Origin of the sequence: Brachybacterium avium (genome assembly GCF_002216795.1) — a bacterium.
Taxonomy (GTDB): domain Bacteria; phylum Actinomycetota; class Actinomycetes; order Actinomycetales; family Dermabacteraceae; genus Brachybacterium; species Brachybacterium avium.
The window spans coordinates 3,356,545-3,378,915 of sequence record NZ_CP022316.1 but is presented as its reverse complement, the minus strand read 5'-3'; the positions used below and the strand labels follow the sequence as shown (position 1 = coordinate 3,378,915).

Below are 22,371 nucleotides of genomic sequence, written 5' to 3'. Positions count from 1 at the left end.
GCGACGCTCCGCGATGCTACAAATGGGGCTATGAACCTGACTCTTGAAGCTCCCCGGCTCACGGCACATGACCGTTGCGACCGCTGCGGCGCCCAGGCCTACGTCAAGGTCCTCCTCGAGGCCGGTGGCGAACTGATGTTCTGCGCCCACCACGCGCGGGCCCACCAGGACGCGTTCACCTCCGTCGCCTCCGAGGTCATCGACGAGACCGAGCGCCTGCATCTCAAGCCCGAGCCGGTCGAGGACTGACCTGCGGCCGTCCGACGAGCGGCCTGCTCGCCGGCGGGCACTGCCGGTCGATCCAGCAGAGCACCAGCAGAGCATGAGGCCGCCGCGGCCCTACCGCTGACCGGCACGAAGGGCGCTCACCCGAGGGTGGGCGCCCTTCGTCGTCCCCAGCCGAGTCCCTGCCCCTGAGCAGCCGCGGCAGGGCCCCCGCCTCAGCCCTGAAGCAGCCGCCCGGCCCGGATCGCGTACTCGATCCATGCCGTGCCGCGTCCCGGGCGCGGGTCCCGCGCTCCGGTCAGCACGAAGCCCAGGCGCTCGTACAGGCGCTGCGCGGCGAGGTTGGACTCGTCCACGTCCAGCCGCAGGTCCGGACGCCCCAGGTCCAGGGACAGACGGGCGAGCGCCGAGAACAGTGGACGGGAGACGCCGCGGCCGCGCGCCTCGGGCCGCACCCAGAGCGAGACGAGGTGCGCACGGTTCGACGGGATGGTGTGCTCGGGGGTGTATCCGGCCGGCAGCAGGGCGATGCCGCCCAGCACCTCATGACCGCGTCGCGCCTGCAGGTGCAGCCGGTCGCCGGCGATCTCCTCGCGCCATTGCTGTGGGGTGCGGGCCCGTGCCTCCTCCGGATCGGCCCAGAACGCGTCCGGATCCGCAGCCAGCATGTCCAGCCGCAGATCTCGGTGGGAGGCCCAGTCCTCGGCGCCCACACGATGGATCCGCAGCTCCGCCTCGGCGCCCGTGGTCGCCTCCGACCGCACGAAGGCGTCCGTTCTCGTGCTCCTCATCCCTCTCCCGGGTCCGGCAGGGCCATCTCCGGCCCCGCGTGTACGGGCACGGACGGTCCGCGGGCCCGGATCCTCGTGGATCCGGGCCCGTGGACCGTCGCCGTGCCGGGGTATCCGCTCAGTCCAGGTAGTCCCGCAGCACCTGTGAGCGCGAGGGATGGCGCAGCTTCGACATCGTCTTGGACTCGATCTGACGGATCCGCTCGCGGGTCACGCCGTAGACCTTGCCGATCTCGTCGAGGGTCTTGGGCTGGCCGTCCTCGAGCCCGAAGCGCATCGAGACCACGCCGGCCTCGCGCTCGGAGAGGGTGTCCAGCACCGAGTGCAGCTGCTCCTGCAGGAGCGTGAAGCTCACCGCGTCGGCCGGGACCACGGCCTCGGAGTCCTCGATGAGGTCACCGAACTCGCTGTCGCCGTCCTCGCCGAGCGGGGTGTGCAGGGAGATCGGCTCGCGGCCGTACTTCTGGACCTCGACGACCTTCTCGGGCGTCATGTCCAGCTCCTTGGCGAGCTCCTCCGGGGTCGGCTCGCGACCGAGGTCCTGGAGCATCTGCCGCTGCACGCGGGCGAGCTTGTTGATGACCTCGACCATGTGCACGGGGATGCGGATGGTGCGGGCCTGGTCCGCCATCGCACGGGTGATGGCCTGGCGGATCCACCAGGTGGCGTAGGTGGAGAACTTGTAGCCCTTGGCGTAGTCGAACTTCTCGACGGCGCGGATCAGGCCCAGGTTGCCCTCCTGGATGAGGTCCAGGAACAGCATCCCCCGCCCGGTGTACCGCTTGGCCAGGGACACCACGAGGCGCAGGTTGGCCTCGAGCAGGTGGTCCTTGGCCGCGCGACCGTCGTCGACGATCATCGTGAGCTCGCGACCGTGCTTGGTCAGGCGGCCGTTCTTGTCCTTGAGCGACTCGTCGCCCTTGAGCTTCTGCTCCGCGAACAGCCCGGCCTCGATGCGCTCGGCGAGCTCGACCTCCTGCGCGGCGTTCAGCAGAGCGACCTTGCCGATCTGCTTGAGGTAGTCCTTGACCGGGTCGGCCGTGGCGCCGGCCGTGACGACCTGCTGCGCCGGGGCGTCGTCCACGGCGGCGTTGTAGACGAAGCCGCCGGAGGCCTCGACCTTGGCATCGGTCGACGACTGCCGCTTCTTGGACTCGCTGTCCTCGGCGTCGTCCTCGACATCCGCGTCGGCGGCGGGCTCGACGGCCTTCGCCGCGACCTTCTTCGCTGCCGTCTTGCGAGGCGCCGCCTTCGTGGCCGGAGCCTTCTTCGAGGCGGCCTTCTTCGCGGGAGCCTTTCTGGCCGGGGCCTTCTTGGCAGAGGTCGTCGCGTCCTGGGCGGCGTCGACGGCGTCGGTCTCGACGCCCTCGGCCTCGGTGTTCTTCGCTGCCTTCGGGGCCGAGGCGCGGGTCGAGCTCTTCGCCGTGGGCGAGGTCTCAGCAGTACTGGAGGAGGTCACAGAGTTCCTTCTTCCGGCGGCGGCCCGGTGCGGGCGGTCCGCCACACTCGGGCGATCGGTCTTCTCGGCGCGGCTCGCGGTCTGCGCTGCGCAGTGCGGATCCGGTGTTCACCGGTATCACGGCGCACGAACGCACGGTGCCGTCAAGCCTGTCGAGTATAACGCCCGCCGCGCGGGTTTATTCCCACGCAGCCGCGGGGCTCAGAAGCGAGGGTTCTTCGTGCTCAGGGGATCATCCTTGACGGCGAGCACGGGACACGGCGCACCGAGCACCACCCGGCGCGCGGAAGCGCCGAGGTTCAGCTTGCCGATGGGCGGCTTGCGCCGCAGCCCGATCACCACCAGGCTCGCGTCGACCTCGTCGACGACCGAGAGCAGGAACTCCCCGATGTCCCGCTCCGGGCTGCTGTGCACGGTGACGTCTCCGCACTCGATGCCGATCTGCTCCAGCTCGGCGCGCACCTCGTCCTCGGTGGCGGCGGTGACCCCGCGCTCCGAGTCGTGGTACTGATGCGAGGCGATGGCCATCCCCTCGGAGTGGCGTGCCGCATAGCGCAGGGCCGCCCGCAGCGCGGCCCGCCCCTGGCCCGACGGGGAGTACCCCACGACGATGGTCATGCGACGTCTCCTCACTGTGCGAGCTGTTCCCGGTCTCCCCGTGCCGCCGCAACGGCGCACGGTGACCCGCCTGCTCAGCTTAGACGCCCAGGAGGTCGCTGATCCACTCCGCAAGTCCCGGATGGGCCAGCAGGAAGGCGTCGTGGCCGATGGGCGAGGACGCGACCTGCCAGCGGGCCCGGGGAATATGGACCGCCATCTCCTGGACCAGCGCGGGAGGGAACAGTCGGTCGGAGTCGATGGCGATCACGAGGGCGCGTGCGGTGACCCGCTGCAGCGCCGCGGCCACCCCGCCCCGGCCGCGTCCCACGTCGTGGGTGCTCATCGTCTCTGCCAGCGTGAGATAGGAGTTCGCGTCGAAGCGTCGGGCGAGCTTCTCCGCATGATGATCGAGATAGCTGGTCACCTGGTGGCGGCCATGGCCATCGAAGGGGTTCTCCTGCCCCTGGGGTCGGTTGCCGAAGCGGTCCTCGAGCTCCTCCGCGGTGCGGTAGGTGGTGTGTGCGATCCGGCGGGCGATGCCGAGTCCGGTCCGGGGACCGTCACCGGCGTCGTAGTAGTCACCGTCCTGGAACTCCGGATCCAGCCGGATGGAGGCGATCTGCGCGTTGTTCCAGGCGATCTGGTCCGCTGTCGCCCGGGCGGAGGCGGCGATCACTGCGAGCCGATCCACCTCATCCGGGTGGGAGACTCCCCACTCCAGGGCCCGCATCCCGCCCATGGAGCCACCGATGACCAGGGCCCAGTGTCCGATCCCGAGCTGCTCGCGCAGCCGGCGCTCGGCGGCGACCTGATCCCGGGTGGTCAGGAGCGGGAATCGTGAGCCATAGGCACGGCCGTCGGGGGCCGGCGAGCTCGGCCCGGTGCTGCCCTGACAGCCGCCGAGCACGTTCGGGGCGATCACGTAGAAGCGGTCGGTGTCGATGGGACGGCCGGGACCGACCATCTCCTCCCACCATCCAGCACTGGGGTGGGATCTGCCGGCCGGTCCGCGCACATGCGAGTCCCCGGTCAGGGCGTGCAGCACCAGCACGGCGTTCGCACGGTCCTCGTCCAGACTCCCCCAGCTCTCGTAGGCGAGGGTGACGTCCTGGAGCACGCCGCCGCTCTCGAGCTCGAGCGCCCCGAGCCGAGCGAAGCGGCGATCACCGATGCCGAATCGCCGTTGCCAGGCGCCGCCCGTGCCCCCGGTCGTTCCCGTCCCCACGTCCGCTCCCGGCGCTGCGTCATGGACGGAGGCGGCCGCGGCGATGTCGCGGTGCTCTCCGAGAATGGTCATCGGTGCTGCTCCTTCAGAGCCCTCCCGGCCTCGCGGAACGAGTCCTCGGATCAGGTGCTGGGCCACCAGGCGGGGAAGATCGGGGTATCTGTCATCCGTGAGAGCAAGGGTGCCAGAGTCGAGTCCGGTTCCTCTTCCCGGAGCTCGTCGACGAACTTCCCGGCGGTGGCGAAACGGTGGTTCCACCACGCCAGCAGCACCAGCAGCGCTGTCAGCGCCCGCCATGCGGAGCGTGCCGTGCGGCGCTGGACCGAGTCCCCGTCGGACCGCGCCCCGGCGGCGATCAAGCGCAGCTGCTCCAACCCCACATACCAGTCGCCACCTGCACAGACATCTGGATGGGGCACCCATTCCCGATCAGAGACGAGCCGCTGCAGGAGGGTTTCCCGGTCGATCTCGCGCGAGCTGCCGTGCTCGACGCACTGCGCCAGCAGTTCCCAGTGCAGCCGGTCCACGGCGACTGCGGACAGCAGTGCGGCCACCTGTTCACACTTCGTCATCCGATCCTGTTCCGAGAGCCCCTCGGGCCCCGCCAGGAGCGGGGAGAGCGCGGTGCGCGCACTGGCGAACAGGGTGCCGGGATCGGCTGCGGAGGCGATATCGGGCGCCGGCAGCTCCAGGTCCCCTCCGATGTTCCGAAGCTCTCCCTCGCGCAGGTCGGTTCGCGGGATCCGGCGACCGCCGAGCACCGCGGTCGCCGCGGCCCGGGTGTCGGCGAACTCGCGCAACGGTCCAGATTCCAATACCCGCACCCCGGCCCCACCGGGCCGGCCCGGCTCACGCTGCAGCACCCAACAGGTCGAGGAGGCCGCCCCGTGGACGCTCAGCAGGCCGCAGGCCTCCGCGTCGAGCGCCTGTGCGGCGGTGTGCACGAGCTCGCCCGCCCGTCGCAGGATGTCTGCGACGACCGGGGCGAGCAGTTCCTGGTGGCCGTCCCCGAGCACGATCAGTGCCTGGACGGCCCGGGATCCGCGGTCGCGCATCAGCCCCAGGTGGCGCTCCAGGTTGCCGGCCCCGCGCGGGCCCAGCAGCTCATGGAGTGGAGAGCGGGTGATCATCGCAGCTGCGTCCCTGTCGGAGCTGCCGGCGAGGATCAGGCAGTCGGTGGGCGGTTCTCCCAGGCAGAGACGGGTCTCCGCGAGCAGCTCGCCGGGATCCTGCGCTCTGAGGAGGTGTCGGCCGTGGTCGGCGGGTGTGGTGTCGGTCGTCATGCAGGAGACCCTGTCCGAGTCCGGGGCGCGACGGGTGGGCGGGGTCCCTGATGGGGACGGACCCGGTCTGGGGAGGAACCATCACCCCGGTGTCCCGGCGCCCAGCTGGACGTGGGAGGATCGTCGGGCCCGTGAGAAAGGACGCTTCCCGATGCCCTCCGCTGATACCTCGCCTGTCGACGCGCGTCTGCATGACCTCGATGAACGACTGGCCACCCGGCTCGCGGAGATCACCCGGGACGAGCTCGCGGAGCGCCGCCGGCAGCTGGCCGTGATCTCCCCCGAGACCGCCGAGCTGGCGGACGGGCTGCTCGACTACCTCGAGGGCGGCAAGCTGCTGCGTCCCCGGTTCTGCTTCTGGGGCGGTGTCGCGGCCCTCGGCCCGACCGAGCCCACCGAGTCTCAGCTCCGTGCCCTGGCCCGCTACGGCGTCGCGATCGAGCTGGTCCAGGCGGCGGCACTGATGCACGACGACGTGATCGACCACTCCCCCATGCGCCGTGGTCGACCGGCGCTCCACGTCCAGGCGAGCCGTTGTCACCGCGACGGCGGGCTCACCGGCTCCGCAGACGGCTTCGGGACCGCGGTCGCGATCGTCCTCGGGGACCTGGCGCTGAGCTGGGCGGAGCAGATCGCCGCCACCGTCGAGGGCGAGCCCCGCGCCGTCGCCGCTGCCCGCTGCGAGTTCGATGCCCTGCGCACCGAGGTGATGGCGGGACAGTTCCTGGACATCCTGCACCAGGCGGGCGGATACACCTCCGCCGCCGATGCCGAGCAGGCCGCGTTCTCCGTGATCCGCTGGAAGACGGTCCCCTACACGGTGCTGCGGCCGGTGCGGATCGGTGCCGCGCTGATGGGCGGCTCGGAGCAGGCGCTGGAGACGCTCTCGGAGTGGTCGATCGAGGTCGGCACCGCCTTCCAGCTGCGCGATGACCTGCTCAGCGTGATCGGCGATCAGCACGAGACCGGCAAACCGATCGGCGGGGACATCCTCGAGGGCAAGCGCACCGTGCTGCTGGCGCGCACCGAGGCGGCGGCCTCGGCGGAGGGCCGCGCCCTGCTCGAGGCGGTCGTCGGCCGCTCCGGGAGCTCCGTCCAGGAGATCGCCGCGGTGCATGAGCTCATGGTCTCCACCGGCGCCGTGGAGTCCGTGGTCCAGGACGTCCGGCAACGGGCGCAGCACGGACGTTCGCTGCTCGCCGACGCCGCGATGCTGGGGCCGACGGGGCGCGCCGGCCTCGCTGCGCTCGCCGCGCTGGCCACCGAGGTGGAGGCGCTCACCGCCTGAGCGGGCGCCGGCTCACCAGCGGACCTCAATCACCGATCCCGGGTTCAGAGGGCGAGAGCGAGCGCGCGCCGCCGCACCTCGCCGCGCTGGCCGCGGCGGAGATGATCGATCGGCCGGCCCGGCAGCGACTCGTCATCAGTGAACAGCCACGTCAGCAGCTCCTCGTCCGTGAACCCCCCGTCGCGGAGGATGGTGATGGTGCCTGCCAGATGCGGGATGAGGCCGTCCTCGGTGACCATCAGGGCGGGGACCATGCGCACCACGGGGCTCCCGCGGCGCAGTGCGATCAGGTGCCCCTCCTCGATCAGGCGCCTGACGCGAGAGACCTCCACGTCCAGCCGCACAGCGATATCGGGCAGGGGGAGCCATTCCGGGATGAGTTCATCGAGGTCGTTCACGACACCAGGGTGCCACGTCGACGCTCCCGCCCGCACCTCCGGCCGCCTCCGAGCCGAACGTGAGCGCATTCGCACTGCGGCGCTCAGTGTGTCGGTGCCGGTTCCCGGGCGGTCGGCGACCTAGATTGGCCACGTGAGTTCGGCGACGTCGACTTCCCCCGGCATCAGCCAGCTCCTCGACGACCGTTACCGGGTCGAGGAGCTCATCGCGCGCGGCGGAATGGCGACCGTTCATCGCGGTCACGATGAACGGCTCGACCGCGTGGTCGCGCTGAAGATCATGCACCCCCATCTGGCGATGGACGAGGACTTCCGCCGACGGTTCGGACGGGAGGCGCGAGCGGCCGCTCGCCTGGCCCACCGCAACGTGGTCGGCGTGTTCGACCAGGGCGAGGACGAGGATCGCATCTATCTCGCGATGGAGCTGGTCGAGGGCGAGACCCTCCGGGCCCGCCTCGTCGCCCAGGAGCGGCTCGCCCTCCGCGAGAGCCTCGAGATCACGATCCAGGTGCTGCAGGCGCTGGTGGCCGCGCACGAGGCCGGCATCGTCCATCGCGATATCAAGCCCGAGAACATCCTCATCGACCACGACGATCTGGTGAAGGTCGCCGACTTCGGGCTGGCCCGCGCCACCGGTTCGAACAACTCCTCGGCCAGCGCGGCACTGCTGGGGACGGTCGCCTACATCAGCCCGGAGGTGGTCACCCGCGGGCACGCCGACGAGCGCAGCGATCTGTACTCCCTCGGGATCGTGCTGTTCGAGATGCTCACGGGCCGTCAGCCCTTCCTGGGCGAGCAGCCGGTCCATATCGCGTTCCAGCACGTCCACGAGGACATCCCCGCACCCTCGTCCCTCGTCACCGGCATCCCCCGCGAGCTCGACTCGCTGGTCACCTGGGCCGCCGCACGGCAGGTCGAGCAGCGCCCCGCCACCGCAGCGGACCTGCTGCGTGCGGTGCGGGAGCTCGCTGCGACCCTGCCGACCAGCGTGCTCGCGTCCCGGCCGCAGGTGCGGGAGATGACCGACACCTCCGATGTCCCGCAGATGACCACCTCCCTCGAGGAGGTCGCCTCCGCGCTCGATCACGGTCCGCGCACCTTCCCCGCCGATCTGCTCGCCCCGAACGGGGATGACGACCCGGAAGCGGGCGACGACGGTGACTCCTCCACCTCCCCCACCTCCCTCGACCGAGCGCGGGCCGAGGACGATTCCGCACAGCCGGCCGCCGCGCCGGGGATCGGCGACGCTGAGGACACTGGCGACGCTGAGGACGCTGAGGACGCTGAGGACGCTGAGGACGACGATGCTCGGCGGGTCGTGGTGCTGCGCGCGCCGCGCACGCCCCGCGGGCGCCATCTGCCCCACGGGGCCCGTCGGCGCTCACGGCCGATGGCCATCCTCGCCGCGCTGAGCCTGATCGCCGCGCTCGCGTTCGGCGCCTGGGCAGGCGGCGACTGGTACCTGAACACCGGACCGGGCGCAGATCGGACCGTCCCGCTGGTGGTCGGGACCCCGCTGGCCGACGCCGAGGGCGCACTCACGGCGGCCGGCCTGTCCGTCAGCACCGCTGAGCAGTTCGACGACTCCGTGCCCGCCGGGCACGTCATCTCCGCCTCCCCCTCTACCGGGAGCACCGTCAAGAAGGGTGCCGACATCCACGTGGTCGTCTCCAAGGGGGAGCAGACCTTCCCGGTCCCCCAGGTGGTCGGCCACGGCCTCGAGGACGCCCGCACCGAGGTCGAGGCGCTCGGGCTGGAGCTGGTGGAGGACGATCCGGTGCACTCGGAGACCGTCCCCGAGGGCGAGGTCGTCTCCCAGTCCGCCTCCGCCGATGCGCTCCCCGCAGGCGGCGAGGTGCACATCGTCCTCTCCCAGGGGCGCCAGCCCCTCACGGTCCCCGATCAGACCGGCCGCAGCGGGGAGAGCGCCCGTGCCGCCCTCGAGGACGCCGGCTTCTCGGTCACCAGCGCGCAGGCGCATTCCGGCAGCGTGCCCCGCGGCGCGGTCATCTCCCAGTCCCCCGCCTCCGGAACGCTGTTCCGCGGCGACACCGTCCACCTGGTCACCTCCCTCGGCCCGGAGATGGTGACGGTGCCGGACGTGTTCCGCGCACCCGAGGCGGACGCGAAGGCCACGCTCGAAGGTGCCGGCTTCACGGTCGAGGTCGTGCACGACAAGGGAGAACCGGCCTTCGGGCTGGTCTACGAGCAGTCGGCCGCCGCCGGATCGGAGCTCGAGAAGGGCTCGACCATCACCCTGAAGGTCTTCTGATACCCGCCAGTGCGCGCGCACACAGGGACCTTCGCTCAGTCGGGACCGGCCCGTCCTGCACAAGGACGCCGTCGCCTCCCGGTCGGGGCGACGACGGCGTCCGCTGCGCACCCTCTCAGCGACGCGAGAGCATCTCCGCGACCAGGAAGGCCAGCTCGAGCGACTGCTGATGGTTCAGCCGGGGATCCACGAGGGTCTCGTAGCGACGGGTGAGCCCCTCCTCATCGATCTCGCCGCTGCCGCCGAGGACCTCGGTGACGTCGTCACCGGTGAGCTCCATGTGCAGACCGGCCGGGACCGTCCCCAGCCCCTGGTGCACCTCGAAGAATCCGACCACCTCGTCGAGGATGTCCTCGAAGCGACGGGTCTTGTACCCGTTGGAGGAGGTGATGGTGTTGCCGTGCATCGGATCGGTCACCCAGGCCACCTGTGCACCGGAGTCCCGTACGCCCTCGACCAGCGCCGGGAGACGATCGCGAATCTTCCCGGCCCCCATGCGGGTGATAAAGGTCAGCCGTCCGGGCTCCCGCTCCGGGTCCAGCCGGTCGATCAGGCGCAGGGCATCGTCGACCGTGGCCGTCGGTCCGAGCTTGACCCCGATCGGGTTCTGCAGCCGGGCCATGAAGTCGACATGCGCGCCGTCGAGCTGCCGGGTGCGCTCCCCGACCCACAGGAAGTGGCCGGAGCAGCCGTAGATCTCTCCCGTGCGGGAGTCGATGCGGGAGAGCGCCTCCTCGTAGTCCAGCAGCAGCGCCTCGTGGGAGGCATAGAACTCCACCACCTTCAGGGCGTCGAAGTCCGCGCCGATGGCGTCCATGAAGCGCACGGCCTTGTCGATCTGACCGGCCAGCTCCTCGTAGCGGTCGTAGCCGGCGCCGGAGGTGAAGCCCCGGTTCCAGGAGTGGACCTCTCGCAGGTCTGCGAAGCCTCCGCCGGTGAACGCGCGCAGCAGATTCAGCGTCGAGGCGCTGGTGGTGTAGGTCTTCCACAGGCGCGCAGGGTCCGGGATCCGCGACTCGGGCGTGAAGTCGAACTCGTTGACCGCATCTCCGCGGTAGGTGGGCAGGGTCTGACCGTCACGGGTCTCCTCGTCGGCCGAGCGGGGCTTGGCGAACTGTCCCGCCATGCGCCCCATCTTCACCACCGGCAGGGAGGCGCCATAGGTGAGGACGGCCGACATCTGCAGGATCGTGCGGATCTTGTTGCGGATCCGATCGGCGGTGGAGTCCGCGAAGGTCTCCGCGCAGTCGCCGCCGGCGAGCAGGAAGGCCTCTCCGCGGGCGGCGGCGGCGACCCGGTCCCGCAGCACGTCGACCTCACCGGCGAACACCAGCGGCGGCGCGGCGCGCAGGTCGTCGAAGACCTTCTCGCGTGCGGCCTCGTCGGGCCATACCGGTTGCTGCACCCGGGGGTACTCGCGCCAGGCGCCGAGGGCTGCCAGGCCGTCATCGGCCGAGGACAGGGCGAAGGCGTGGGCGCGTGCGGGGGCGTCGGGGCTGAATTGAGTCACCTGCCCAGGGTAGCCAGTCACAGCCCGGCGCGGAGACCCGGTCCCAGGAGTCGGTCGCTCACCGGGCAGGGCCCGGCTCCGCCGGACCGGGCGGCCGCTCCGTCGCGGGCCGCTGCCGCCGCTTCACGACGCTCGCGTACTCGTCCACCCGCTCCTGACCGGACAGGGCATGGATGCTGTCCATCACGGCGTCGGTGACCGCCCGCAGCACCTTCGCCTCTTCGAGGCCGGCGCACTCCTCCAGCACCGTCTGCACGTCCACAGGCGGTCCGACGAGGGCATGGATGCGAGGACGACGTCGCGGGAACCAACGCCGACCACGCTGCGCCTCATGCGCGCCGAGCATCGCCACCGGCACGATCGGAGCACCCGAGGCGAGGGCGAAGCGGGCCACCCCGGTCTTCCCGCGGTGCAGCCGGCCGTCGGGGCTGCGGGTTCCCTCGGGATAGATCCCCAGCACCCCACCGCTCTCGAGCACGGCGAGTCCGGCCTGGATCGCGGAGCGGGAAGCGCTGCCCCCGCTGCGGTCCACCGGCATCACCCGGATCCCACGCATGATCGCGGCTCCGAGACGGTGCAGCGGCGAACGCCCCTCGAAGATGTCGGACTTGCCGAGGAAGTGCACGCTGCGACGCACCTGTCCCGGCAGGAAGACAGTGTCCGAGTACGCCTGGTGATTCGAGGCCAGGATCACCGCTCCACGGTCAGGGATGTGCTCGGTCCCGCTGATCGTGGGGTTCCACAGGACCCTGACCACCGCCATCACGACGGGCTTGGCGATCTCGTACAGCACCTGGGCACTCCTGGGTCGAAGCTCTCTCGAACGCGAGGCGGGATGTAGTGCCCCGCCGTTGCGAGTGCGACGATGGGCACATGGCGTTCAGCGAACTCTCCCGTCCCTGGCACGCGCGGGGACACTCTAACCCGCGCGGTGGGTTGCTCCTGTGCCACGGATTCACCGGATCACCGCAGTCGATGCGGCCCTGGGCCGAAGACCACGCAGCTCGCGGCTGGGAGGTCGACCTGCCGCTCCTGCCCGGTCACGCCACCTCCGAGCGCGAACTCGCCGCGACGCACTGGCAGGACTGGTACGAGTGCGTGCGCGATGCCGCGCTCGCCCTGGCGCGGGAGAACGGCCCGATCGCCGTGGGCGGGCTGTCGATGGGCGGGGCCCTCGCCCTCGCCCTCGCCGAGGACCCCGAGCTGCGTGGCCGGATCGCCGCCGTGGTCGCCGTGAACCCGGGGATGACCCTCCCGGCGGCCGCGAACATGGCGGAGCTGATCGCACCGGTGGTGCGCACGCTGCCGGGGATCGGTTCCGACATCGCCCGCGGCGGCGCCCGGGAGGAGGCCTACCCTCGCCTTCCCGTGCGGGCCGTCGCCCAGCTGCGCCGACTCTTCCGCAGGACGCGCCGCGGGCTCGGCGCGGTGGAGGTGCCCCTGCTGCTGGCCACCTCACGTGTGGACCACACCGTCCCTCCCACCGACAGTGACATCGTCGCAGCTGGAGTGCGCGGCCCCGTCGAGCGTCTCTCCCTGACCCGCAGCTTCCATCTCGCGACCATGGACCACGATGCCGAACTGCTGTTCGAGGCCTCGGCACGATTCCTGGACCAGCACGTGCCGTCACCGGGAGGCCGCTGATGAACACGGATCGCGGGCAGTCCCCCGAGCCCCGGGACGTCGATGCGGAGTTCGCCCGCATGCTCGAGGGCGAGGGGCTGCAGCTGCGCCCCGGGCAGGCCCCGCGGGAGCCGGCGGCACCGGACCCCCCGCAGACGCGGGACGGCGGGGACACCGCCGGGTCCGCCGACGACCCGCTGTGGTCGTTCAGCGCCGACTCCCCGCCGGAGCCGCCCAGCCCGGAGTCCGTCGCCCGGTCCCGGGCCGCCCACCCCTCGGCTCCCGGGCCCGGTCGCACAGCGGGACCCCGCGACGCAGACGTGCCGCGCGAGTTCGACGACGACGAGATCATCTACGGAGACTTCGAGGAGCCCGATCCCGACCTGCCCACGCCCTCGAGCGCGGCGCTGTGGTCATGGACCGCGCTGCTCGGCGGGTTCACGCTGATGCTCATCGTCGCCGTGTCCCCGGCGCTGCCGAGCGTGCTCGGCTGGTTCGGCGGCCTCGCGACGCTCGGCGGGGTGATCTCCCTGCTGCTGCGCGCCCCCCGGGAGCACCCCGAGGATCGGGGCGACAACGGGAACGGGGCCGAGCTGTAGCGTCTCAGCGGGCCAGATCCGCGGCGCCGACGATCCCCGCGCGGTTGCCCATGCTCGCCACGACGAACGGGGCCAGCGGTCGGTGCGCACGCGCGGTGAGGTGCTTGGCATAGGCCGCCCGGGCCGGTTCCAGCAACAGCTCCCCTGCGGCTGCGACACCGCCGCCGATGACGAACACCTCCGGGTCCAGCAGCGAGGCGATCGACGCCAGCCCGGTCCCCAGCCAGGTGCCGATCTCCGCGATCAGCTCCTGGGACCCGGGATCACCCTGCTGGGCGAGGCGGGTGATCAGCGGGCCATCGATCCCGCGCTTGCTCCCCCCGGCGGCCTGCAGCAGCGGGCTCATCAGCGCATCCCCCGCGGCAGCCCGTCGCTTCGCAGTGCGCACCAGGGCGGTGCCGGCGGTGTACTGCTCGAGGCAGCCGCGTCGGCCGCAGCCGCACCACTGGCCGTCCGGCACGGCGTTCACATGTGCGATCTCCCCCGCGAACCCGGCGTTGCCGCGCACCAGCTGACCGTCCAGGACGATCGCCCCACCCAGACCCGTGCCCACGGTGACCATGAGCATATGGGCGGCCTCGGTCGCGGCCCCGTAGCGGTACTCGGCCCACCCGGCCGCGTTGGCGTCGTTCTCGATCACGACGGGCAGGCCGGTGAGGCGCTCGAGCTCCTCGGCCAGCGGGTGCTGCCGCCAGGCGAGGTTCGCAGCAAAGTTCACGGTGCGCCGGTCCGATCCCACGAACCCGGCGGCACCCACCCCGACTCCGACCACGGCATGATCGGCCCGCAGCTCGGCGACCGCGTCCGCCACGGCCGCCTCGATCAGCGCGGCGTCGGTCGCGGGAGTGCTGCGGGTGGTCGCGGCGATGATCTCCCCCGCCTCGTCCACCACCCCGGCCGCGATCTTGGTCCCGCCGATGTCCACTCCGATGGAGAGCATGCCGCCCCTGTCTGTTCCGGTCCTCGCGCCGGCGAGGACAGCTGTCGTGAGGGCTTGTGCACGCCCGACTGTCATGCGCCATCGTATGCGTCACCTGCCGTAAGCTGGTGGTGACCCCACCAGCGCTTCCGGGCAGGCGCGGATGTGCCTGCCGCGCACACCTGGCCGGATCGAAGGAGATTCGATGAAGCAGTTCACCTCGCCGCCGCAGCATGAGAGCCGCCCAGACGAGAACACGACCGACCTCCTGCTCGGGAGGCTCCGTGCGAATCCATCGGTCCCCATCTTCGAGCTCGCCGAGGGCGATGGGACCTACACGCCGCAGAGCACCGCTGACTTCATCGAGGAGGTCAAGCAGGTCGCGAAGGGGCTGATCGCCACAGGCATCGAATCCGGTGATGTGGTCGCGATCCTCTCCCGCACCCGCTATGAGTGGGCGCTCGTGGACTGGGCGATCTGGTGGGCGGGGGCATCAGCGTCCCGATCTACGAGACCTCCTCCCCCAGCCAGATCCAGTGGATCGCCTCGGATTCCGCAGCGAAGTACGTGCTGGTGGAGTCGACCCGGCATCGGGAGGACGTCGAGTCCGTCCGTGGCGAGCTCCCCGAGCTCGCGCACATCGGGGTGCTGGACGACGGGGTCCTCGAGGCCCTGAAGGCGCGCGCCACCGAGGTGAGCGACGAGGACCTCGAGGCACGGCGCACCTCCCGGCGGCTGAGCGACATCGCCACCATCATCTTCACCTCGGGGACCACCGGTCGGCCCAAGGGCGCCGAGCTCACCCATGCGAACTTCGTGGACACCACCCGCAGCGCGCTGAACCTGCTGGGCGAGCAGGTGCTGCCCCCGGGCAGCCGGCTGCTGATGTTCCTGCCGCTGGCACACGTGTTCGCCCGCCTGATCTCGGTGCTCGCCGTCTCTTGGCCGATCACCACCGCGTTCACCTCCGACACGAAGAACCTGATGGAGGATCTCGCCGCCTTCCAGCCCACCTTCCTGCTCGCCGTGCCGCGAGTCTTCGAAAAGGTGTACAACGGCGCCGAGGCCAAGGCGATCGCCGGGGGCAAGGGCAAGATCTTCGCCGCCGCCTCCGAGACCGCGACCGCCTACTCGATCGCGCTCTCCGCGGGCAAGATCCCGTTCACGCTCAAGGCGAAGCACGCGCTGTTCGAGAAGCTGGTGTACGGGAAGCTCCGCGACGCGATGGGCGGCCATGTCCAGTGGGCGGTCTCCGGCGGCGCGCCGCTCGGCGCGCGGCTGGCCCACTTCTTCCGCGGTATCGGCGTGACGATCCTCGAGGGATACGGGCTCACCGAGACCACCGCACCGATCTGCGTGAACCTCCCCTGGGACGTGCGCCCCGGCACCGTCGGCCCGCCGCTGCCGGGCAGCACCATCGCGATCGACGACACCGGCGAGATCCTGGTCAAGGGTGTGATGGTCTTCGCCGGCTACCACAACAACCCCGAGGCCACGGCGGAGTCCCTCCGGGACGGCTGGTTCCACACCGGAGACCTGGGATCGCTCGACGAGGACGGCAACCTCAGCATCACTGGCCGGTCCAAGGAGGTCATCGTCACCGCCGCGGGGAAGAACATCTCCCCGGCCCAGCTGGAGGACCAGCTGCGCTTCCACCCGCTGGTCAGCCAATGCGTCGTGATCGGTGATCAGAAGCCCTTCGTCGCGGCGATCCTCACGCTGGACGAGGAGATGCTGGGCACCTGGCTGAAGAACAACGGTCTGCCCGATATGACCGTCGCCGAGGCCGCGAAGGACGAGAGGGTTCGCGCAGAGCTGCAGACGGTGGTCGACCGCGCGAACCAGACCGTCTCCCGCGCGGAGTCCATCCGCGCCTTCGAGATCGTCGACTCCGACTTCACCGAGGAGAACGGCTACCTCACCCCGTCGCTGAAGCTGAAGCGCAACGTCGTGGTCAAGGATCTCGCACCGATCATCGAGTCCATCTACTCGCGCAAGAAGCCGACGAGCTGACTCCGGCATCCCCGCGACCCCGGGGGCGGGACGGCACCGCGACCGGTGCCGCTCCGCCGTCGGGGTCGCGTCGTACGCTTCGACCATGTCCGCGCGCCGCCAGCTGAGCTTCGATGATCTCGGCACCCCCCTGGCGGAGGCGACGCTCGTGGTCGTCGACCTGGAGACCACCGGCACCGATCCTGCGGCCGACGCGATCACCGAGATCGGGGCGGTGAAGGTCCGCGGCGGCGAGGTGCTCGGGGAGTTCCGCACCTTCGTGGACCCCGAGCGGCCAATCCCCGCCTACATCGCGGCGCTCACCGGCATCACCGACGCCTCGGTCGCCGAGGCACCCTCCATCCGCACCGTGCTGCCGATGTTCCTGGACTTCGCCGGAGATGCGGCGCTGGTAGCGCACAACGCCCGCTTCGACATCGGTTTCCTCAGCGCCCAGGCGGCTGTGTGCGGGGTCAGCTGGCCCCGGCCCCGTGTGCTGGATACCCTCGCGCTGGCCCGCACCGTCTTCCGCCGGGACGAGGTCCGCGACCACAAGCTCTCCACCCTCGCGCGGCACGTCGGAGCGAGCATCACGCCGGATCACCGGGCCCTCTCCGATGCCCGGGCCACCGTGGACGTGCTGCATGCGATCATCGAGCGGCTCGGGGCGGCAGGTGCCTCCACCCTCGAGGACCTGGGCACCGCGCACCGCAGGGCGACGCCGGCTCAGCTGCGCAAGAAGCATCTCGCCGCCGACGTCCCCCCGGTTCCAGGGGTCTATCAGTTCCTCGATGCCCAGGGCGGGGTGCTCTATGTCGGGACCTCTCGCAACCTGCGCTCCCGGGTGCGCACCTACTTCACCGCCGCGGAGACCCGACGCAAGGTGCTGGACATCCTCCCGCGTCTGGAGTCGATCCGGGTCATCGAATGTGCCACCCCGACCGAGGCCGGGATCCGGGAGCTGCGGATCATCGGCCGCGAGAAGCCGCCCTCGAACCGGCATGGCCTGAACCCCCAGACGGCGCACTGGCTGCGCCTGGGCCCCGCCGGCCAGGGCCTGCGCGCCGCCCGCCTGGCGAAGACCGAGACGGATGGTTCGGCACAGCTCGGGCCGCTGGCCTCCCGGCACGAGGCCGAGCCGCTGCGCGGGCTGCTGACTGACGCGATCCTCGGGCGGGGCGCGGCCTTCGACGGCTCCTCTCACCGGGAGGTCAGCTCGGGCGGACACCGCGCACGGCTGCGACGGGCGATCCTCGAGGACCCCTCCGAGGTGCTCGACCACGTCGCCGCCCGGCTGCGCTCCCACGTGGAGGCGGGGCGCTACGAGGACGCCGAGAAGCTGCGCAGGCTCGCCCACAGCTATCTCACCGCGGCGCGGCGCGCCTCCCGGCTCCGCGCCCTGGCGGAGGTGCCGCTGCTCATCGCGGCGCGACCCAGCACCGAGCCGGTGATCGGCGGCCGCGGCTGGGAGCTGATCGCGGTGCGCCACGGCCGCTTCTCCGGCACCACCCTGGTGCCGTTCGGCAAGGATCCGCTGCCCTTCGCCCGGTCCCTGGAGATGACGGGGGTCGGCGAGGCCGAGCTGGCCGCACCCCTGTGCCAGGGCTACCACCAGGAGGCGGAGATCCTGCTGTCCTGGCTCGAGGGCGACGGGGTGCGCACGGTGCTGGTCGAAGGCACCTGGCAGATCCCGGCGCGGGCCAGATTCGATCAGGAGCATCTCGCCCGGCGCTTCGCACGGACCGCAGCGGGCGTTCAGGCATAGGCTCGCAGGGAACACCCGCCGTGCCCGGCGCCCCGTCGAAGGAGATTCCATGATCACCGCCATCGTCTCGATCGTCGTCGAGCCCAGCCGTATCCCCGAGGTCGCCCAGGAGATCGTGGACATCGAGGGTATCGAGCAGGTGTACTCCGTCACCGGCGATGTCGATCTGATCGCGGTCGCCCGAGTGCGGGCGCACGAGGACCTCGCCGCCGTGATCGCCGGAGCGCTCAGCCGGGTCGACGGGGTGCTGGACACCACCACGAACATCGCCTTCAAGACGTACTCGAAGCGGGACCTCGACGCCGCCTTCGACCTCGGCATCGACGGCTGAGCGGCGTACTGCGAGCCTGCCAGCAGCAGCGGCTCAGCGCGGAGAGCAGAGCCTGAGCCACCGCATCTCGCCTCCGCTCATCCGCGGCGGGCGAGAGCCTCCTGCGAAGCCGCCGCCCAATCCTCCACGAGCGCGGCCGGGCGGCCGGAGTCCAGCGCGGCGCCGACCTCTTCGTAGGCGGTCGCGAAGCGCCCCTCGAAGCCGTCGGCGGCGTCCTCGCCGATCCCGTCGAAGGCGACCACACCGGCGGCGGCGTTCAGCAGGACCGCATCCCGGATCGCTCCCATCCGTCCGGTGCGGATACCGGCGTAGAGGTCGCGGGCCACCTGAGCGTTCTCCTCCGCACTGCCGCCCTGCAGGCAGTCGTGGCCGCTGCGCGGCACGCCCAGCAGCGTCGCCGGGTCCAGTTCGTGCACGCGCACCTGCCCGCCGCGGACCTCCCAGACATCCGAGACCGTGGTGACCGTGAGCTCGTCCAGACCATCCTGACCGCGGAATACCAGGGCACTGGTGCCCCGGGAGGCGAAGACCCCGGCGACCGTGGGCGCGATCACGGGATCGGCGACGCCGACCGCACTGGCCAACGGCCGGGCGGGATTGGTGATCGGGCCGAGGATGTTCATCACGGTGGGGATGCCCAGGCCGCGGCGGGCCTCCGCCGCGAACTTCATCGAGGGGTGGAACACCTGCGCGAAGAGGAAGGTCATGCCGATGCGGGCCACCAGCTCCTCGACGTCGCTCACCGGCAGGTCCAGCCGCACCCCCAGGGCTTCCAGCACGTCAGCAGACCCGGACTTCGAGGTCGAGGCCCGGTTCCCGTGCTTGACCACCGTCCGGCCGGTGGAGGCGATGACCATCGACGCCATGGTCGAGATGTTGACGGTCTGGGCGAGATCACCGCCGGTGCCGACGATATCGACCGCCTGTCGCGGCGCGTCCACGGCGAGGGCGTGGACGATCATCGAATCGGCCAGCGCCTCGAGCTCGCCGCTGGTGACCCCCTTGGCCTGCAGCGCGACCAGGAAGCCGGCGAGCTGCACAGGAGTAGCCGCCCCGGCCATGACCTCATCCATCGCCCAGGACGCCGCGGGCGCTTCCAGCTCCTCGCCGCGCACGAGGCGCGACGTGATCTGTGACCAGGTCGGGGTGTTCTCGCTCATGACCGAATCATCGCATCCCCGCCTCCTCAGTCGTCGACCTGCTCACGGAACGGATCACGGAACGGTCACGGCCACGCATGTGCGGGTCACCTGGCACGATCCGTTGCGTGTCCTGGTTCGTGACACGTCGTCAGGAGGGATATGCTGATCCGGTCCGCCCGGGGCGCAGGCCCCGCGATGTGCTCGGTCGTCGTGTACCGGCACACCGAATCTGACGACACGACATAATGGTGACGTGACTACAGCGACCCTGACTGAGCGCCCCCCCGCCGCTGCCGCCCCAGCGGTCGGCCGCCCGAACCCGACGCAGATCGGCACACTGGTCTGGCTCGCGAGCGAGCTGATGTTCTTCGGTGGCCTGTTCGCGATGTTCTTCACCCTGCGCTCCATGGCGCCGGACACCTTCGCAGATGGTGAAGCCAAGTTCACGCACGGCTATGCCCTGGTGAACACCTCGATCCTGGTGTTCAGCTCGGTCACCTGCCAGATCGGTGTCTTCATGGCAGAGGGCCGGTTCCCCTGGGGGCCCGCGTTCCAGCCCCGGAAGCGGCGCGAGGGCTCGATCTTCAACATCGGCGGCTGGGGGATGATCGAGTGGTACACCCTCACCTTCATCCTCGGCGCGATCTTCGTCTCGGGCCAGGCCTACGAGTACACCGAGCTCGTCCACCACGGGGTGACGATGTCGTCCACGCCGTTCAGCTCGGTCTTCTACCTCTCCACCGGCTTCCACGGCATCCACGTGATCGGCGGGTTGATCGCCTTCTTGATGGTGCTGCTGCGTGCCTACGCGGCAGAGAACTTCACCTCGCACGAACAGGTCTCCGCGATCTGCATCTCCTACTACTGGCACTTCGTCGACGTGGTCTGGATCGTGCTGTTCTTCATCGTGTACATGCTCGACCCGATCATGTCGCTCGGCGACCCGGGCCACGCGGTCCAGGTGACCTTCGACTGGAGCATCTTCTGATCCCCGCCGACGGCCCGGTCAGCGCACCCGGTCTCTCCCCAGCATCCCCCTCCCCCGCCCGCCCCCTCCACGAATCGAGGTCCGAACCGTGAAGGCTCTCGCCGCACGTCGCCATCACCCGATGGCGCTACTCGTGATCCTGTTGCTCGCGCTCGTCGCGACCGGCGGGCTGTTCGCGGCCCTGCAGCCGCAGACGGCACAGGCCGAGGCCTACACGCAGGACGATGTCGACTCCGGTGAGGCTCTGTTCCTCGCCAACTGCGCGACCTGCCACGGTCGCAATGCAGAAGGCCTCACCGATGCCGACGGCAGCACGATCGGCCCCTCGCTGGTCGGTGTCGGCGCCGCCGCCGTCGACTTCCAGGTGGGCACCGGCCGGATGCCGATGCAGCACTCCGGTGCGCAGGCGGCCCGCAAGCCCCCGCAGATGACCGACGAGCAGACCCGGCAGCTGGCCGCCTACGTCGCCTCGCTGGGCCCCGGCCCCGCGCTTCCCGACGAGGAGTGGCTGGACACCAGCCAGGGAGACGCCACCAAGGGCGGCGAGATCTTCCGCATCAACTGCGCCATGTGCCACAACGCCGCCGGTGCCGGCGGTGCGCTGACCCGCGGCAAGTACGCCCCTGCGGTGATCGGGATCGAGCCCCGGCATGTCTTCGAGGCGATGGAGACCGGCCCGCAGAACATGCCCGTCTTCAACGACAACAACCTCTCTCCCTCCGACAAGCGTGACGTCATCACCTACCTCGAGACCCTCGAGGAGACCGGCTCCCCCGGCGGCATCTCGCTCGGGTCGCTCGGCCCGGTGACCGAGGGCGTGTACGCGTGGACCATCATCCTGTCCCTGCTCCTGGGCTGTGCAGTCTGGCTGGGGGCGAAGGCCAAGTGAATACGAGCATGAACACGACTCCCGACAGCAGCTCCTCGTCCCGCGGCCTCAGCACGGTCGCTCCGAAGGAGGGCGGCGGCTTCCCGAACCCGGGCCTGCCTCCCCACGTCCACCGCCAGGCGGATCTCTCCAAGCCGGCGGAGAAGCGCGCCGAGCGCGTCGTCGCCGCCATGTTCCTCCTCAGTGTCGTGGGCTCCGTGATCTTCATCGCGGCCTACTTCCTGGTCACCCCGACCGGAGCGAACATCTTCGCCGAGCAGGGCTCCTCCAGCGCTCTGTGGTGGTCCAACCTGATCACCGGTCTCGGACTGGCGATCGCGGTCTTCTTCATCGGAGCGGCGGCGGTCCACTGGGCCAAGACCCTCATGCCCGATGAGGAGATGGTCGAGGAGCGCCATGACATCCGCAGCTCCGACGAGACCCGCGATGTCGCCGCAGGCATCATCACCGACGGTCTGGAGGAGTCCGGCATCGGCCGCCGCCCCCTGATCGTCACCGCGATGGTCGCTTCGCTCACCGCCCTGCCGATCGCGGTGCTCGCGCCGCTGTCCACGCTGGGCCCGCTGCCGGGCAACAAGCTCCACCACACGTTCTGGGGCCACAACCCCGGCCAGCGCCTCGCCCGCGACCACGACGGCACGCCGATCAAGCTCTCCGATGTCGCCATGAACTCGATCTTCCACGTGATGCCCGAGGGCCTCACCGAGGAGACGCCCTACCTCCTCGAGGAGCGCGCCAAGGCCGCAGCGGTGATCGTCCGCATCGATCCGAAGCTCTCCAAGAACGAGGACAGCGCCTCGATGGGCGTCGAAGGCGTGCTCGCCTTCTCGAAGATCTGCACCCATGTGGGCTGCCCGGTGGCCCTCTACGAACAGCAGACCCACCACATGCTCTGCCCGTGCCACCAGTCCACCTTCGACGTCACCGACGGCGCCAAGGTGATCTTCGGCCCGGCACACCGCCCGCTCCCCAGCTGCCGATCGAGGTGGACGACGAGGGTTACCTCATCGCCCCCGGTGATTTCACCGAACCGATCGGGCCCAGCTTCTGGAATATCCACAAGGACAAGTGA

Annotated in this window: 19 protein-coding genes and 2 pseudogenes; 11 read left to right on the top strand and 10 right to left on the bottom strand. The window is 70.6% G+C overall.

Going from position 1 to position 22,371, the window contains the following annotated elements:
- Positions 1–30 precede the first annotated feature (30 nt).
- Positions 31–249, top strand: coding sequence for a DUF7455 domain-containing protein (locus CFK39_RS15125; protein ID WP_089066153.1), 219 nt, complete (start codon positions 31–33; stop codon positions 247–249).
- Positions 250–440: 191 nt separating this feature from the next.
- Here the strand turns inward: CFK39_RS15125 and CFK39_RS15120 are convergent, their stop codons facing one another.
- The 5 genes from CFK39_RS15120 to CFK39_RS15100 all read right to left on the bottom strand — a co-directional run bounded on the left by CFK39_RS15120 (position 441) and on the right by CFK39_RS15100 (position 5,583).
- A complete protein-coding gene (locus tag CFK39_RS15120; protein WP_089066152.1) occupies positions 441–1,016 on the bottom strand; it encodes a GNAT family N-acetyltransferase in 576 nt (191 codons plus the stop codon).
- A 118-nt stretch (positions 1,017–1,134) separates the two neighbouring features.
- Entirely contained in the window at positions 1,135–2,520 is a 1,386-nt protein-coding gene (locus tag CFK39_RS15115) for an RNA polymerase sigma factor (RefSeq protein ID WP_089066151.1), read from the bottom strand.
- A 156-nt stretch (positions 2,521–2,676) separates the two neighbouring features.
- Positions 2,677–3,093: a universal stress protein gene (locus tag CFK39_RS15110; protein WP_089066150.1), complete on the bottom strand. Its 417-nt coding sequence runs from the start codon at positions 3,091–3,093 to the stop codon at positions 2,677–2,679.
- A 79-nt stretch (positions 3,094–3,172) separates the two neighbouring features.
- Entirely contained in the window at positions 3,173–4,372 is a 1,200-nt protein-coding gene (metX, locus tag CFK39_RS15105) for a homoserine O-acetyltransferase MetX (RefSeq protein ID WP_089066149.1), read from the bottom strand.
- Positions 4,373–4,422: 50 nt separating this feature from the next.
- Positions 4,423–5,583 carry a hypothetical protein gene (locus CFK39_RS15100; RefSeq protein ID WP_089066148.1) on the bottom strand — a complete coding sequence of 387 codons (1,161 nt, stop codon included), beginning with the start codon at positions 5,581–5,583 and terminating at the stop codon, positions 4,423–4,425.
- Between the two features lie 151 nt (positions 5,584–5,734).
- Between CFK39_RS15100 and CFK39_RS15095 the strand changes: the two genes are divergently transcribed.
- Positions 5,735–6,871 (top strand): polyprenyl synthetase family protein, encoded by a 1,137-nt coding sequence (locus tag CFK39_RS15095; protein WP_089066147.1) that lies wholly within the window; start codon positions 5,735–5,737, stop codon positions 6,869–6,871.
- Between the two features lie 44 nt (positions 6,872–6,915).
- Here CFK39_RS15095 and CFK39_RS15090 read toward each other — a convergent pair whose 3' ends face one another.
- Positions 6,916–7,269, bottom strand: coding sequence for an Rv2175c family DNA-binding protein (locus CFK39_RS15090; RefSeq protein ID WP_089066146.1), 354 nt, complete (start codon positions 7,267–7,269; stop codon positions 6,916–6,918).
- Positions 7,270–7,402: 133 nt separating this feature from the next.
- Here CFK39_RS15090 and pknB point away from each other — a divergent pair, with 133 nt between their 5' ends.
- Positions 7,403–9,541, top strand: coding sequence for a Stk1 family PASTA domain-containing Ser/Thr kinase (gene pknB / locus CFK39_RS15085; RefSeq protein WP_089066145.1), 2,139 nt, complete (start codon positions 7,403–7,405; stop codon positions 9,539–9,541).
- A gap of 115 nt (positions 9,542–9,656) precedes the next feature.
- Here pknB and CFK39_RS15080 read toward each other — a convergent pair whose 3' ends face one another.
- Both CFK39_RS15080 and CFK39_RS15075 read right to left on the bottom strand, forming a co-directional pair.
- The gene (locus tag CFK39_RS15080; RefSeq protein ID WP_172805677.1) at positions 9,657–11,051 is read right to left on the bottom strand and encodes a class II 3-deoxy-7-phosphoheptulonate synthase; all 1,395 of its coding nucleotides are present in this window, start codon (positions 11,049–11,051) and stop codon (positions 9,657–9,659) included.
- A gap of 58 nt (positions 11,052–11,109) precedes the next feature.
- Positions 11,110–11,844 carry a lysophospholipid acyltransferase family protein gene (locus CFK39_RS15075; RefSeq protein ID WP_089066143.1) on the bottom strand — a complete coding sequence of 245 codons (735 nt, stop codon included), beginning with the start codon at positions 11,842–11,844 and terminating at the stop codon, positions 11,110–11,112.
- A gap of 143 nt (positions 11,845–11,987) precedes the next feature.
- Here CFK39_RS15075 and CFK39_RS15070 point away from each other — a divergent pair, with 143 nt between their 5' ends.
- Positions 11,988–12,695: an alpha/beta hydrolase gene (locus tag CFK39_RS15070; protein WP_245822720.1), complete on the top strand. Its 708-nt coding sequence runs from the start codon at positions 11,988–11,990 to the stop codon at positions 12,693–12,695.
- Positions 12,695–13,273, top strand: a complete 579-nt coding sequence (locus tag CFK39_RS15065; RefSeq protein ID WP_089066141.1) for a hypothetical protein — start codon at positions 12,695–12,697, stop codon at positions 13,271–13,273. The genes CFK39_RS15070 and CFK39_RS15065 overlap by 1 nt, the downstream gene beginning before the upstream one ends.
- Positions 13,274–13,277: 4 nt before the next feature.
- Here CFK39_RS15065 and CFK39_RS15060 read toward each other — a convergent pair whose 3' ends face one another.
- Positions 13,278–14,213 carry an ROK family glucokinase gene (locus tag CFK39_RS15060; RefSeq protein WP_089066140.1) on the bottom strand — a complete coding sequence of 312 codons (936 nt, stop codon included), beginning with the start codon at positions 14,211–14,213 and terminating at the stop codon, positions 13,278–13,280.
- Positions 14,214–14,397: 184 nt separating this feature from the next.
- Here CFK39_RS15060 and CFK39_RS15055 point away from each other — a divergent pair.
- The 3 genes and pseudogenes from CFK39_RS15055 (at position 14,398) to CFK39_RS15045 (ending at position 18,280) form a co-directional block, all read left to right on the top strand.
- Positions 14,398–16,205 (top strand): annotated as a pseudogene (locus CFK39_RS15055) (AMP-dependent synthetase/ligase).
- Positions 16,206–16,290: 85 nt separating this feature from the next.
- The gene (locus tag CFK39_RS15050) at positions 16,291–17,949 is read left to right on the top strand and encodes a DEDD exonuclease domain-containing protein (RefSeq protein ID WP_089066139.1); all 1,659 of its coding nucleotides are present in this window, start codon (positions 16,291–16,293) and stop codon (positions 17,947–17,949) included.
- 49 nt (positions 17,950–17,998) lie between these two features.
- Positions 17,999–18,280: an Lrp/AsnC family transcriptional regulator gene (locus CFK39_RS15045; RefSeq protein WP_089066138.1), complete on the top strand. Its 282-nt coding sequence runs from the start codon at positions 17,999–18,001 to the stop codon at positions 18,278–18,280.
- A gap of 77 nt (positions 18,281–18,357) precedes the next feature.
- Here the strand turns inward: CFK39_RS15045 and trpD are convergent, their stop codons facing one another.
- The gene (trpD, locus tag CFK39_RS15040) at positions 18,358–19,440 is read right to left on the bottom strand and encodes an anthranilate phosphoribosyltransferase (RefSeq protein ID WP_089066137.1); all 1,083 of its coding nucleotides are present in this window, start codon (positions 19,438–19,440) and stop codon (positions 18,358–18,360) included.
- 235 nt (positions 19,441–19,675) lie between these two features.
- Between trpD and ctaE the strand changes: the two genes are divergently transcribed.
- The 3 genes and pseudogenes from ctaE to qcrA all read left to right on the top strand — a co-directional run bounded on the left by ctaE (position 19,676) and on the right by qcrA (position 22,371).
- On the top strand, positions 19,676–20,410 hold the full coding sequence (ctaE, locus tag CFK39_RS15035) for an aa3-type cytochrome oxidase subunit III (protein WP_089066136.1): 735 nt from the start codon (positions 19,676–19,678) through the stop codon (positions 20,408–20,410).
- Positions 20,411–20,498: 88 nt separating this feature from the next.
- Positions 20,499–21,299 carry a cytochrome bc1 complex diheme cytochrome c subunit gene (gene qcrC / locus CFK39_RS15030; RefSeq protein ID WP_089066135.1) on the top strand — a complete coding sequence of 267 codons (801 nt, stop codon included), beginning with the start codon at positions 20,499–20,501 and terminating at the stop codon, positions 21,297–21,299.
- A gap of 8 nt (positions 21,300–21,307) precedes the next feature.
- Positions 21,308–22,371, top strand: a pseudogene (qcrA, locus tag CFK39_RS15025) (cytochrome bc1 complex Rieske iron-sulfur subunit).

Coding starts and splice junctions, on each gene's coding strand:
- CFK39_RS15125 (WP_089066153.1), top strand. CDS start 31: ATGAACCTGACTCTTGAAGCTCCCCGGCTCACGGCACATGACCGTTGC.
- CFK39_RS15120 (WP_089066152.1), bottom strand. CDS start 1,016: ATGAGGAGCACGAGAACGGACGCCTTCGTGCGGTCGGAGGCGACCACG.
- CFK39_RS15045 (WP_089066138.1), top strand. CDS start 17,999: ATGATCACCGCCATCGTCTCGATCGTCGTCGAGCCCAGCCGTATCCCC.
- CFK39_RS15065 (WP_089066141.1), top strand. CDS start 12,695: ATGAACACGGATCGCGGGCAGTCCCCCGAGCCCCGGGACGTCGATGCG.
- CFK39_RS15050 (WP_089066139.1), top strand. CDS start 16,291: ATGTCCGCGCGCCGCCAGCTGAGCTTCGATGATCTCGGCACCCCCCTG.
- trpD (WP_089066137.1), bottom strand. CDS start 19,440: ATGAGCGAGAACACCCCGACCTGGTCACAGATCACGTCGCGCCTCGTG.
- CFK39_RS15110 (WP_089066150.1), bottom strand. CDS start 3,093: ATGACCATCGTCGTGGGGTACTCCCCGTCGGGCCAGGGGCGGGCCGCG.
- metX (WP_089066149.1), bottom strand. CDS start 4,372: ATGACCATTCTCGGAGAGCACCGCGACATCGCCGCGGCCGCCTCCGTC.
- CFK39_RS15100 (WP_089066148.1), bottom strand. CDS start 5,583: ATGACGACCGACACCACACCCGCCGACCACGGCCGACACCTCCTCAGA.
- CFK39_RS15060 (WP_089066140.1), bottom strand. CDS start 14,213: ATGCTCTCCATCGGAGTGGACATCGGCGGGACCAAGATCGCGGCCGGG.
- CFK39_RS15095 (WP_089066147.1), top strand. CDS start 5,735: ATGCCCTCCGCTGATACCTCGCCTGTCGACGCGCGTCTGCATGACCTC.